This is a genomic window from Shewanella salipaludis, assembly GCF_012911865.1.
In the GTDB taxonomy this organism is placed as follows: domain Bacteria; phylum Pseudomonadota; class Gammaproteobacteria; order Enterobacterales; family Shewanellaceae; genus Shewanella; species Shewanella salipaludis.
The window spans coordinates 283,212-296,085 of the sequence record NZ_JAAXYH010000003.1 but is presented as its reverse complement, the minus strand read 5'-3'; the positions used below and the strand labels follow the sequence as shown (position 1 = coordinate 296,085).

Sequence of the window (12,874 nt, the reverse complement as noted above, 5' to 3'; positions counted from 1 at the left end):
GGGGTCATCGGCCGGCTTCGTTTCCAGGCTGGTGGAATATTTGATGGGCCGACACTCAGCCGAGTGTCGGCCCATCGCTAAGGTGCAGTAGGGTTAATCTAGGGGCTGGGGAAGTGGTACACCAAGTTCAGGTTGATGCTGTCGCCTTTCAGGCTCAGGCTTCCACTTCCCGTACTGAAACTCTCATCGTAGATCCGCATCCATTCCAGCTCCAGTTGCACCCTGTTGCCGTTGGATATGGCGAGTCCCGCGCCATAGATGATGTCGTTGTCGTCGTCAGAAAATCCTCCGATCGACGCCCTTGACTTGCCATAGCCCAAGAGGACATAGGGCCTGAAATATTGATTTAACGGCAAGATCCCTCTGGCCAGTACGCTGAAATGGCTGTCCACTGAAAAATCAATGCCATCAATAGTTTCATCAGAGGTATTGCCATAGCCCCTGGCCTCGAAGGCGAAGTTCTCGTGCAGCTGATAGCCGACGATAACCCCCAGCAGGGTGTTGTCTATGCTCAGAGACCCTGCCGCCAGAGTATCAAAATCAACAACGTCTGCATCGACATCGACGAAAGCGCCGCTGAGTCCCAGGTACATGTGTTGTACGTTGTCGTGAGGATAAAGCTCGTTGGCACTGACACCATTGAGATAGAGTGTGCCCAGGACAGGCACTAGTAACCATGATCTGTTCATCATTCATCATCCTTAATTGGTTTTATGACAGGGGATTTGACAATCCCACCGCTAGAAAATATAGACCAAGATGACAGTTTTGTGATGCCAGCTCTTTATTACGGGCTCGGGCCACTGCGGCTGTAGGCACCCTTTTCCGGGCTTAGGGCATGGGAAAGGCCGCAACGATAGGCTGTTTCGTTCTCGAATGCTTTACAGCGCCCTCTGCGGGCAATAAGATCCCTCAAACCCTGCAAGCAAAAGAGACGGCAATGACAAGTATTACTATTACCCGCCCGGATGACTGGCACGTACACCTGCGTGACGGCAGTCAACTTAAAGACACAGTGAGAGACATCAGCCGCTACATGGGGCGCGCGGTAGTGATGCCGAATCTGGTGCCACCCGTGATGGACACGGCGGCGGCGCTGGGCTATTACGGCAGGATCCAACAGGCACAACCCCAAGGTCAGTTCGAGCCCTTGATGGTCCTGTACCTGACGGACAACACCAGGGCCGAGGAGATCTTCAAGGCCAAGGCCTCGGGGAAAGTCGTTGCCGCCAAGCTGTATCCCGCCGGTGCCACCACCAACTCGGATTCAGGTGTGACGGATGTGAAGAACATCTATCCCGTGCTGGCCGCCATGCAGGAGGCCGGATTGCTGCTGTTGGTGCATGGTGAGGTGACAGACTCGAGTATCGACATCTTCGATCGCGAGCAGATCTTCATCGACAAGATACTCAGCCAGGTAGTGGCGGATTTTCCCGAGCTGAAAGTGGTGCTGGAACACATCACCACCAAGGATGCGGTGGACTTCGTTAACCAGGCATCGGACAAGGTGGCGGCGACCATCACGGCCCATCACCTGCTGTATAACCGCAACCATATGTTGGCCGGTGGCATCAGGCCACACTTCTACTGCCTGCCTATCCTCAAGCGCAACACACATCAAGAGGCGCTGTTGGGCGCCATCGCCTCAGGCAGCAAGAAGTTCTTCCTCGGCACCGACTCGGCGCCCCATTACAAGGACAAGAAGGAAGCCGCCTGCGGCTGCGCCGGTTCCTATACGGCCCATGCCGCCATAGAACTGTACGCCGAAGCCTTCGAGTCGGTCGATGCCCTGGACAAGCTGGAGGCCTTCGCCAGCTTCAACGGCCCGGATTTTTACGGCCTGCCGCGCAACACAGACAGCATCACCCTGGTTAAGGCCGACTGGTCCGTGCCCGAGTCTTACCCTCTGGGCGACACCTGTGTGGTGCCGATCCGTGCCGGTGAGACCATCGCCTGGCAGGTGAAATCTGGCGAGTGAAATAGCCCGCTGTTGGTATGCTGAGTTGTGAGCAATAAAAAAGGAGCCTGGGCTCCTTTTTTGTTTTCATATCATCTTGTTTTTGCCGCTCACACTTCGGCGGCCAACTCGGTCGCTCCGCCGGTTTGCTGCTTGGCATCCAGGCGGGCGATCACCTTGCCGTAGATCACCAGCGAGATGGCCGACACCAAAGCTATGGCGGCGAACACGTACCAGATGTAGTGGGCGTTGCTGGCTGCGGCCTGCCACTCGGCCGTGGTGGCAAAGGTCTTGGGATCCGGGCAGTAGGCACTCAGCAGATAGCCCGACAGGCCGAAGCCTATCAGGGAACTGATGAAGGAATGCAGATGGGAGAAACCCAGATACAGGCCTTCCTCACCCTTGGGGGCCTGCAGGGAGAAGAACTCCAGGAAGCGCGGCGAGATGAAGGATTCGGCGAGACCCTGGAATATGATGCCGACTATCATCATCAGGGCAACCGGATGCATCTGCACCAGGCCCAGATCTATATTTCCGCCGCCGAGCAGGTTGCCCGAGGCCATGGCGAGCGCCGAGACAGGCATGATAAACATGCCCACAGTCATGGAAAACAGCGAGCTGCGGCCCTTCATCAGCGAGGTGACGAAGCCGACAGTGACGACCACGACCAGGGGGTTGACGTTGGCATACCAGGAAGGGGAAGCGCCTTCGCCGGCCATGCGCAGCACGTATTTGGGCATGGTGGCGTAGAGCTGGTGTTGTACCATCCAGAAGCCTGTGATGATGAGGATCAGGGTGATGAGGCGGGTGTTGCCCAGCACCTTGAGCAGCGACTGCCAGATCTCGCCGACGGATTTGCCGTTCTGGCTGGATTCGGCATTCTTGTAGAACAGCAGAATGCAGAAAAATGCCAGCAGGGTCATGGCGGCGGCAAAATAGTTGAGGTTAATGAGACCCAAGTCCCCCATGGATTCCCGCAATGGCTTGACTATCGTCTTGCCGGAGAAGGCACCTATGTTGACCATCATGTAGAAGATGGAAAAGCCCTTGGCGCGGTTGGATTCCGTCGTTTCCCGGGCGACGGTACCTGTGATCACCGCCTTGATGAAGGAGCCGCCGATCATTATGACCACCATGATGGGCACTATCGCCCAGCGGATATCCGCCTGTTGCAGCCCATTGAATACCACCTCGCGGCCATATTGTACCAGCCCCTGACCTTCGAGCAGTGCCGGAAACAGTGCCAGACCGGCATAACCCAGGGTCAGCAGGCCGAATGCCAGCATCAGGGCGCGCCTGAAACCTATCTTGTCGGCCAGGGCGCCGGAGAAGGTGGGCAGGAAATACAGGCCGGCGGAGAAGGAGCCGGCGATCCAGGCGGCTTCTATGTCATCGAATCCGAGGATCCGTGACAGATACAGGGTGATCACTATGAAGACGCCGTAATAGGCGGCGCGCTCCAGCAATTCGACGCAGTTGGCTATCCAAAACGCCTTGGGAAAGCCCTTGGGCGTGGACTGGGGGGATGTCATTGTTTTTATGCTCCTGTACCAAGTGATGTGGGGGAGAAACCTCAGGTACTGTATGCACCCGGGCTCAAATCTGGGCGTCGAGAGTAACAAAACAGCGCCGTGAAAGGAAATTATCCGGCTTTGCGTCGGCAATACTGCCTGAATAAGGCGGCTCATCTGCTTTGGTGGACGCCTTGCCTGCCATAGGCTCAAGCGCATCATGTTTGACTCCTGCTGCTTTCTTCAACACCCCCAAGGGTTTTCACGGCTTTAGAGTTAACTCTTTGTTTAAAACCGACTAAATCCATCCCTGGCTTGCTCGCTATGCCCCTGCCGCTTTGCAGTCAGCCTCAAGGTGAAAAATTTTCACCTTGCATTTTGTTAATCATGGGTTACACCTATGTTAGCGTGGGTGCAGCTGTTTGCTGTTTGATAACAAGATGCCGTCAGGGCACCGGATGCAAACAGAAAAATATAACTTAAAATCAATGAAGTGGAGTATTTAAGTTGAACAAGAACACGGGAAATCAAACGAACAACATAGTGCGTCTCTCTCCCCTGGCGGCCAGCATTGCCGCCCTGTGTCTGGGCGCTTCCTTTCAGGTGTTGGCCGCAGAGGATGCGCCCCAGGCGACCGGGCAGAAGAAGATAGAGGTCATCACCACCATAGGCACCAGGGTCAGTGGCCGGATGGCGACAGAATCACCGGCGCCGGTGGACATCATAGGCGAGGAGCAGCTGGCACAGAGCGGCGCCACCGAGCTTGGCCGGGCGCTGCAGATAGCCGCCCCGTCATTCAACTTCTCCAGCACCACGGTCAGCGACGGCAGCGACATCATACGTCCGGCCACCCTGAGGGGCTTGGGCCCGGATCAGGTGTTGGTGCTGGTCAACGGCAAGCGCCGCCATCAGCAGGCCCTGGTCAATACCCAGGAAACCGTGGGCAAGGGCTCGGCGGGTTACGATATCAACGCCATCCCCTTGAGTGCGGTCAAAAGGGTCGAGGTACTGCGTGACGGCGCCGCCGCCCAGTATGGTTCGGATGCCATTGCCGGGGTGATCAACATAGTGCTGAAGGACTCGAGCGAAGCGGGCAGCCTGCGGGTGGAAGCCGGCCAGACCTACGAGGGCGACGGTGAAAACCTGGTGCTGGCGGCGAACAAGGGCTTCGCCCTGGGTGACGCCGGCTTCATCAACCTGAGCCTGGAGTACAGGGACAGGGGCGAGACCAACAGGGCGGGGCCGGCGACGCTGGAACTGACCGGCGGCAATCTCATCGGCAAGTGGTGGGATGAGAACGATCAGAGCGTGGTGCGCCTGCACATAGGGGATGCCGAGTCCAAAAACCTCTATGCCTGGGTCAACGGCGGCTACGATCTCAGCGACACCACTGAGCTGTACTTCTTCGGTGGCTATTCCAGCCGCGACGGCGAGTCGGCCGGTTTCTTCCGTGGCCCGGGCAGCGACAGGACTATTCCTGAGCTCTATCCCGAGGGCTTCCTGCCGCAACTCAGCACCAATGTCGACGATACCTCGGCGGCGGCAGGCCTGCGCGGCGATCTGAACGAAGACTGGAAATGGGACGTGGGCGCCGTCTGGGGCCGCAGCGAGTTCTCCTTCAACTCCAATAATTCGGCCAACGTCAGCTGGTACTACGAGCCCAAGCCGGACAACAGCGGCATCTATGGCGAGACACCGACCTCGGCCCACGACGGCACGCTGATCTTCGAGCAGACCACGGTCAACGCCGACATCAACGGCAGCGTGGACTGGGGCGCCAATCTCGAGCCCCTGTACCTGGCCTTCGGTCTGGAACTGCGCCAGGATGCCTACCAGATAGTGGCGGGCGATCCCTGGTCCTACAGCTATGGCCGCAACAACGGCACGACCCCCATACTGCACAGCGACACAGGCACCCCAGTGATGGCGGGTATCCAGGGCTTCCCGGGATTCGGCCCCAAACAGGCGGTGGATCAGGACAGGAGCAGCTATGCCCTGTATGCCGATGCCGAGACCAATCTGACCGACGAACTCTTGGTCGGCGCCGCGGTGCGCTATGAGCACTACCAGATGGCGGGTGACAACGTCTCCGGCAAGCTGTCGAGCCGTTACGAGTTCAACGACAGCTTCTCCATCAGGGGCACAGTGTCTTCCGGCTTCCGGGCCCCGGGCGTGCAGCAGATCAACTACAGCCAGGTGCTGACCAACCTGGTCAATGGCGAGCTGGTTGAGACAGGCACAGTCGCCAACTCCAGCCCAGTGGCCGCCGAGTTCGGCATCGAAAATCTGGACGTGGAAACCTCGCTCAGCTACAGCATAGGCATGGTGGCCGAGCCCATAGACGATCTGAAGCTGTCTCTGGATATCTTCCAGATAGACATAGACGACAGGATAGTGATCTCAGATCCCCTGACCGCCGACATAGGCCCTGAGGTGGCGGCGGCACTGGCGGCCAACCGCCTGGGGGCGGCGCAGTTCTTCACCAACTCGGTGGACACCCGCACCCGCGGCCTGGATCTGGTGGCCACCTATGACATATCGCTGGATCACGGCGCCGATCTCAAGCTGGCGGCGGCACTGAGTCTGGTGGATAACGAGGTCAAGGCGATCCATTCCAAGTCGTCCATCATTCCGGCTGAGACCCTGTTCGGCGACGTGCAGAAGCTGCGTCTGGAAGAGGGCCAGCCGGGTGAGAAGCTCAACCTGTCGGTCATCTATCAGCTGAGCGATTGGGAAGTGGCGCTGAACAACACTTACTATGGCGAAGTGTCCGGTCAGGCCTTCGGTTCCAAGAAGACCTGGAGCGGCAAGTGGCTGACGGACCTGTCGGTGAGCTATCAGGCGACCGATGAGCTGAGATTGACCATCGGCGGCACCAACATCTTCGACGTCTATCCGGACAAGTGGGGTGAAGAAGGCGACGTCTACAGTCAGGCAGGTTTCACCTATGGCTGGGAAACCTTGCCCTTCGGCATCAACGGCGGCGCCTACTACGCCAAGGCGGTCTACAGCTTCTAATCTGACCCAGATTAGCATCTGTGACCCAAGTGTCGGTCTCAAAAACAAAACCGCAGTCTGACTGCGGTTTTTTATTGGAGCATTAGAGAAGAACTTGGACCAAGACTTCGGCTAATTTGACCTTGGCATTGTTCCACCAGTGACCTACCGCAAGCACGCCCATGTGGGCTCTACTAAAACATCCCTGCTGTCTCGAAATTAAGCGCCGAAGGTCACTGGTGAAACAATGCCTGCGCAGCTGTAAGGTTCATTGGGGAGTTGTGCCTGTGCTGTCTTCATTTTTCCAAACTACGCTTGGAATAAAGTCGTGGAGCTTCGATGGGGAAATTTGTCTCTTCGATTGGAGTGTATTGGCTTGAAAAAAGTTATGCCTCTCCAATTAATATGATCAAGCAAGGTCTTCATGGCAACCATCAGATAATTAAGGTATTTTTTATTCTTCTTTTATATACGAGAGTGAGAGCATTGCTTTTTGAGTAAATCGTGTAAGATACGCTCACATGACGAAAGTAACGCGCATGGAGTAGGCTCTAGTAGCCAGTTCCTAGAATAGGTGGCGAAATTGATTAGATCAAACAACACCATGCATGTCTGCTAAATTGAATCCAAAAGGAATTATCTGGGGATTCGCTAGAGCTGGGCGTTAAATCCCTAGGAGTTTTGGTGAATAAATCTAGTGTCCTTGAAGATGATGTTCGTAGAATAGCAATAATGCATCAGTCACATAGCCTTAAGGATTTTTATCTGCGTCTTTTTTAGAGAAAAAATTAGATGGCTTTGATACACAAGGATGGAAAAAGTGCCATGAATTAATTGCTAATGATGAGTTGTTTACTGAACATCTCTTTAGTTCGGGAGTAGAAAGTCGCGATTTTAATCCACATCGGATTGATGGGATACTGAAACGAGGCTTGTTTCCCGTCTCTTACATTGCAATGAAACATTTTGTAGAGCATTCAAATATTAAAGAAATGTTTTCATTTTATGAAAAGCAAGCTATTGAAGGGAGTGTTTGCTGCATACCGTTTCTATTAAAAAACACTGGCAAAGCTTGAATAAAAATAGGATACCATATGCAATAGAGAGATTTACTGAGTTTGTCACCTTAACTTATTACAGTAAACATCACATGGAATATCCAATGAAAACACGCTTAAATATTAAAGACATATTCGTTGAAAAGGCAGTTTTAAAAGCTGTTTTACAATTTTGATTTCGGGGTGTAATTAAATTTTTTGTCGTGGTTGTTGAGATGTGAGGATACTGTTAGCGCTGAGTTTAAGTAAAGAGTGTTAATGTTTGTTATTGAGCGATCTTATTGGGATTTTCCTGGCGATTATGATGCAATTAATCAGGAGGTGTTTGAGAAATTAGTGGGTAGCACCGGTAGAGATAAATTCCATGATAAAATTAACTCTTTGATATATAATTCTACATAGAATATACATAAAATAACTCTTGCTTCTGCATTAGTTCATTTATGGGAACGTGTTGATGCCTAAGAACAAAAGAAAACTTATATAAAATGTGTAGCTGTTTTTAAATTGAGGCTTAAATAACTAAGGAAGCTTAAAAAATAAGTCCATATATGGACGTTCCCTGTGAGTCAAGGTAATGTTCTGCTCACTCAAGGCTTTTTTGCCTCAATTTTCTGTTCAATATTCTCACTCTTATCGTTGCTTTAGATGTGGCTCATTTATCGCTTTCAGCTGTTGTACTGGCATATATTCAGGCTGCGAAAAAAATTAATCCTCTGTCATCCAAAAAAATGTGACAGCCAATCTTTTTTCTCGTTTTTCTTTCCCGAAATAAGCGCTGGCGCTATGAACCATATTGCCCTTAAATAAAATAAGTCTATTAAACTTGTTTTCAATTGTCTGGTCCAAATACCAGGCACTCGATGGTAAACTAGTGACATTCAAGGCATCAACCAAATTGAAAAATGGTGAGGGAACAATATTCCCGCCTGCAGCGCCATTTGTATATTTAAGGCGATAAAATGATGTGCCTGCTGATGCTTCTGGTTTAGGGCTTAAAAATAGCACTGCGGCATACCTGCATAATTTCCTATTATCAACATGCGGTCTAGCACTCCCTTCTTCTTCTCCCACCAAGATAGCCGCATTACTGTCAACCACAACAGTGTCCGATTTTTCAACCCACAATTTGTCTTTCTTGATTTTAACTTTTACCCACTCTTCAATAATAGATAATTCCTTTTTATTTAATGCATTATGTGAGCGTCTACCGGGCCATAATTCATTTGTATATGGTTTTCCTAATTTCCATTTTGGTTTGTTAAAACATCTATTTGAAATTTCTATCGCATGCTGTTCCGGGAAAAAATCATCAGCAATCCAATAATTGACTTCAAGTTCAGGTTTTTCGTATGGGAGTATAGGGGCGTTATAGGGGACTTCAAGTGCCTCTATTCCTTCTGGAACTCGATCGTGCATTATTTACCCTCCGTGTTTATAGGCTCTATGGCAATCCTACCCTCTAGAAATATTCAAGTCTACCCGAGAGCCCAGGGTGAGAGCATTAGTGGCTTTTTTTTGGTCAATGGCCCAGAAGTCTTTGCTCGATTACCTAGAATCCATTCCGGATCCGCGACGTCAAGCGAAGTGTTCACATGTCCTATCGGAGGTGGGAACGCTGCAAGAGCTCAGCAGCTATTGTGAGCATTTAGAGAAACGACGACGGCATTTTTACGCCAGTTGTCAGCACCTCAATGCAGGCTGACGTTAACTTCATTGTTTAAAGCGGTACCTTTCAGGATCCTATGAATGGAAATGGGTTGGGTAACTGGCGCCAAAAATCACTGTTTTTGAGTGAAGTAGACCTGTTTTATCAATCCTCATCCGTTTTGCATCATGTCCTGTCGACTCTTTATCGGCTAAATCATTTTCCCTAGCTTGAGCACTAACTGAAAGGGCATTATGTTATTGTTTTAATATGGCTGGCTTGAATTTTTTTTTGGCTTGAATTTTTTGAGGAATATATGGACATAGCTATCCCTGAAATTGTAAAAGAGAATACAATTACATTCGGAATCGGTTTAACTGTAGCCCTTATAGGTGTCGCTGTGAGGGTAGTTAAAGGGTTGATTGATTTTTACGAAGAAGTTTTTGTGAAACGATATTTTAAAAGGTTGATATCATTAAATGAGCACCTAGATGAAGAGTCTGTTTCTGGTCGGTACCTTAAGTTGTTGAAAGAAAATGAGATATTTAGACTTGCTTCTGGGGTTAAGTCTACTCCTGAGAATAATAATATTTTGATGGAGATATACATTTTAGGCGTGGCGAGTAATGGTGAGTTAAAAAGATTGTCTCAATATATAAGGTCGGACAATATGAAAGCTGCTGTCGAGGTTGATTGGTTTGATAAGCTACAGTTTACTTACTCATTTTTTGCTGCTACATTTTTGTTTTTGTTTGGGATGATTATGGGTTCGGCTAATATTGTTATGGGCACTGGGGTTGAGTCTATAGCTGGTTTTTTTGTAATGATAATGTTTATATTGATTGCAGCGGTTGTTGGTAGAGATTATAGAACATATCGCATCTTAAAACGCGTTAGAGAAAGACTTGTTTCACTGAATATGGTAGCGAATCCTGACATAAGCATTCAGTGGAATTTTAATCGCTTGCTTCGCGCTCATAAAATAAATTGATGATATGCGTTAGGTTTTTACGAAATAATATTTACCTGTGCGAGCCTGTCATAGCGATGTAAGCATCCAGTCGTTCCTCGAAGTGGATCGATCGGCGAGTCAAGACAGTCGCAGACTTCGGGCGCTGTCGATACGAAGAGGTAACTCATAGGGTGCAAGCGGGCGTTTGGCCTTCGCAAGGAGGGGCTTTATAAGTGTTTCGAATGATGCAACTATCACCCCAAGCAAGCCGACCTCAATAAGCAGACCCTTCGCGCCATGGATGGCACGTAGGAGCTCCATGGATGGATTTATGCGTGTCTGCGCTTGATGTCGGCTTGGTGGAACTACATTTAGGAACCGCTATTTAGGGCGTTCCATACGCCATAGGCATTTCCACCCTCCTTGGCGGTCAGATACCAGCGTAGAGCTTATAGGGACAACTCTTTTAAGATCAAAAGTCGGCGTGCCAGCTATCTCGACAAGCGTGTCACCTTAGTGCTTGCACCTGCCAGCTGCCGCCTGGCAATAAAAAAGCAGGCTTTTTAGGCCTGCTTCTTATTTGGGCTGTTAGCCACTTACCAGAGCTGTACTCTGTCCTCGGGGGCTAGGTACATGCCGTCGCCGGGTTTGACGTCGAAGGCCTGCTGGAACTCGGTCAGGTTGCGATAGACGCCATTGACCCTGTATTGCAGCGGTGAATGGGGATCCGAGGCCAGGCGGCTGACCGTGGTCTCGCGCTTGTATTTGCCCTTGCGCGACATGGCATAGCCGATGAAGAAACGCTGCGGCCCGGTAAAGCCGTTGATCACCGGTGCTTTCTTGCCCTTGAGGCTGCGGATATAGGCGCGGTAGGCCATGGTGACCCCGGACAGATCCCCTATGTTCTCACCCAGGGTGAGTTCGCCGTTGACCGTCATGCCTTCTATGGGGGAAAACTGGTTATATTGCTCGACCAGGCGCTGGGTACGGGCCTCGAAGGCGGCTCTGTCGGCCTTGGTCCACCAGTCGTGCAAATTGCCCCGACCATCGTATTTGCTGCCGCTGTCGTCGAAACCATGGCTGATCTCATGACCTATCACCCCGCCTATGGCGCCATAGTTGATGGCATCGTCGGCATCGAGCTGGAAGAAGGGTTGTTGCAGGCGCGCCGCCGGAAACACTATCTCGTTCTTGGTCGGATCGTAATAGGCATTGACCGTCTGTGGCGTCATGAACCACTCGTTCTTGTCTATGGGGTTACCCAGCTTGTCGAGTTGGCGTTGATAGTCGAAGGCATGCACGCGCTGCATATTGCCCAGGTGATCGCCAGGGACTATGGTCAGTGCCGAATAGTCGCGCCAGACATCGGGATAGCCTATCTTGGTGGTGAACTGGGAGCGCTTGAGCTTGGCGGCCTTGCGGGTCGCTTCACTCATCCAATCCAGCTTGTCTATGCTGTCGTCGAATACCGCCAGCACGTTGTTGACCAGCTCGGTCATCTTCTCCTTGGCCTTGGCCGGGAAGCGTTGCTCGACATAGAGCTTGCCGACGGCCTCACCCAGTGCGCCATTGACCTTGCCGACACCGCGCTTCCAACGTGGCGTCTGCTCGCTCTGGCCCTGCAGCTTCTGCCCCATAAACTCGAAGGCCGTGCTGTCTATGGCCGCTGGCAGGTCGCCGGCGTAGCCCAGCACCAAGTGGAAGCTGAGGTAGTCTTGCCACACGGTTAAGGGCGTTTCGGCAATGAGTGTATCCAGGGCGCTGAAATAGCTGGGCTGGCCTATGATGACGCGGTTGACCTCATCCAAGCCCAATGCCGCCATCAGGGGCTGCCACTGCAGGTGTTTACCCAGTTGCGGCAACTCGCTGCGCTTGTAGGGGTTGTAGGTCTTCTCATCGTCCCGGTTCTCAACCTGTGACCACTGGTGTTCGGCGATCTTATGTTCGAGGCGATACACGGCATTGGCGCGCTCGAGTGTCATGCCGGCATCGGTAAAGCTCAGCATTTTTTGGATGAAGGCGGGGAGCTGCTCGCGAATGTTGGCGAAGTTCTGATTGTCTTTATCCAGGTAGTAATCGCGGTTCGGCAGGGTCAGGCCGCTCTGGTAGAAATACACGGCATATTGCGAAGAGTCTTTCAGATCCGGTGACACATACATGCCCAGCGGCGCTTCCTGTTGATCGCGGATCATCTGCGCGAACAGTTCAACCAAGCCGTCTTGCCCCTTGAGCGCGGCTATGGCCTGCAGTTCGTCCTCGAGCGGCGTCAGGCCCTTGGCTTCGATATTGGCTGTGTCCATCCAGCCGGCATAGGTGTCGCCGACCTTCTGGGCTTCTGTGCCCGGCTTGGCCTGGCTGGCGGCGGCATGCTTGATGATCTCTAGCAGACTTTTTTCGGCATCTTCATAGACCTGGTGGTAGATGGTGTAGCCGGAGTAGATTTTCGGGATCTCGGTATTATCCAGCCAGCCGCCGTTGGCAAATTGATAGAAATCATCCTGGGGGCGCACCTGGGTATCGAGTGCCGTCATGTCGACACCGGACACCTTGGCCTCGGTCGCTGCAGCCGATGCGCCCGTGGTCGGGGTTTGGGTACCACAAGCGCCGAGGGCCAGCAGCACGGCGCCGGCGAGCAGGTTTCTCTTGAGTATCATCTAAATCCGTCCTTGTTCTTGTTATTTATGGGGTAATGGCTGGAGAGCGTGGCATAGCGGCGGTCAGTTTAGCAAACTGCAATCGCTTCGAGAGCGA

The 12,874-nt window shown here is 52.1% G+C and carries 8 protein-coding genes; 3 read left to right on the top strand and 5 right to left on the bottom strand.

The window, feature by feature from the left end; genetic code table 11:
- Positions 1 to 98 precede the first annotated feature (98 nt).
- Positions 99 to 692: an outer membrane beta-barrel protein gene (locus HC757_RS07005; RefSeq protein WP_169563584.1), complete on the bottom strand. Its 594-nt coding sequence runs from the start codon at positions 690 to 692 to the stop codon at positions 99 to 101.
- Positions 693 to 940: 248 nt separating this feature from the next.
- On the opposite strand from HC757_RS07005, the gene pyrC reads away from it, so the two are divergent.
- Entirely contained in the window at positions 941 to 1,978 is a 1,038-nt protein-coding gene (pyrC, locus tag HC757_RS07000) for a dihydroorotase (RefSeq protein WP_169563583.1), read from the top strand.
- Between the two features lie 89 nt (positions 1,979 to 2,067).
- On the opposite strand, the gene HC757_RS06995 is transcribed toward pyrC, so the two are convergent.
- Together HC757_RS06995 and HC757_RS06990 are read right to left on the bottom strand one after the other, a co-directional pair.
- Positions 2,068 to 3,489, bottom strand: coding sequence for an MFS transporter (locus HC757_RS06995; RefSeq protein ID WP_169563582.1), 1,422 nt, complete (start codon positions 3,487 to 3,489; stop codon positions 2,068 to 2,070).
- Positions 3,490 to 3,553: 64 nt separating this feature from the next.
- Positions 3,554 to 3,715 (bottom strand): hypothetical protein, encoded by a 162-nt coding sequence (locus HC757_RS06990; RefSeq protein ID WP_169563581.1) that lies wholly within the window; start codon positions 3,713 to 3,715, stop codon positions 3,554 to 3,556.
- 260 nt (positions 3,716 to 3,975) lie between these two features.
- Here HC757_RS06990 and HC757_RS06985 point away from each other — a divergent pair, with 260 nt between their 5' ends.
- Entirely contained in the window at positions 3,976 to 6,486 is a 2,511-nt protein-coding gene (locus HC757_RS06985) for a TonB-dependent receptor plug domain-containing protein (protein ID WP_244623259.1), read from the top strand.
- 1,745 nt (positions 6,487 to 8,231) lie between these two features.
- Here HC757_RS06985 and HC757_RS06980 read toward each other — a convergent pair.
- Positions 8,232 to 8,942 carry a DUF6445 family protein gene (locus HC757_RS06980; RefSeq protein ID WP_169563580.1) on the bottom strand — a complete coding sequence of 237 codons (711 nt, stop codon included), beginning with the start codon at positions 8,940 to 8,942 and terminating at the stop codon, positions 8,232 to 8,234.
- 545 nt (positions 8,943 to 9,487) lie between these two features.
- Here HC757_RS06980 and HC757_RS06975 point away from each other — a divergent pair.
- Complete coding sequence (locus HC757_RS06975) at positions 9,488 to 10,162, top strand: hypothetical protein (RefSeq protein ID WP_169563579.1); 675 nt, start codon at positions 9,488 to 9,490, stop codon at positions 10,160 to 10,162.
- A gap of 557 nt (positions 10,163 to 10,719) precedes the next feature.
- On the opposite strand, the gene HC757_RS06970 is transcribed toward HC757_RS06975, so the two are convergent.
- Entirely contained in the window at positions 10,720 to 12,777 is a 2,058-nt protein-coding gene (locus tag HC757_RS06970; protein WP_169563578.1) for a M13 family metallopeptidase, read from the bottom strand.
- Between the last annotated feature and the right edge of the window lie 97 nt (positions 12,778 to 12,874).

Bases quoted from the DNA above. Each gene is read 5' to 3' on its own strand.
- HC757_RS07005 (WP_169563584.1), bottom strand. From the start codon at position 692: ATGATGAACAGATCATGGTTACTAGTGCCTGTCCTGGGCACACTCTAT.
- pyrC (WP_169563583.1), top strand. From the start codon at position 941: ATGACAAGTATTACTATTACCCGCCCGGATGACTGGCACGTACACCTG.
- HC757_RS06995 (WP_169563582.1), bottom strand. From the start codon at position 3,489: ATGACATCCCCCCAGTCCACGCCCAAGGGCTTTCCCAAGGCGTTTTGG.
- HC757_RS06980 (WP_169563580.1), bottom strand. From the start codon at position 8,942: ATGCACGATCGAGTTCCAGAAGGAATAGAGGCACTTGAAGTCCCCTAT.
- HC757_RS06975 (WP_169563579.1), top strand. From the start codon at position 9,488: ATGGACATAGCTATCCCTGAAATTGTAAAAGAGAATACAATTACATTC.
- HC757_RS06970 (WP_169563578.1), bottom strand. From the start codon at position 12,777: ATGATACTCAAGAGAAACCTGCTCGCCGGCGCCGTGCTGCTGGCCCTC.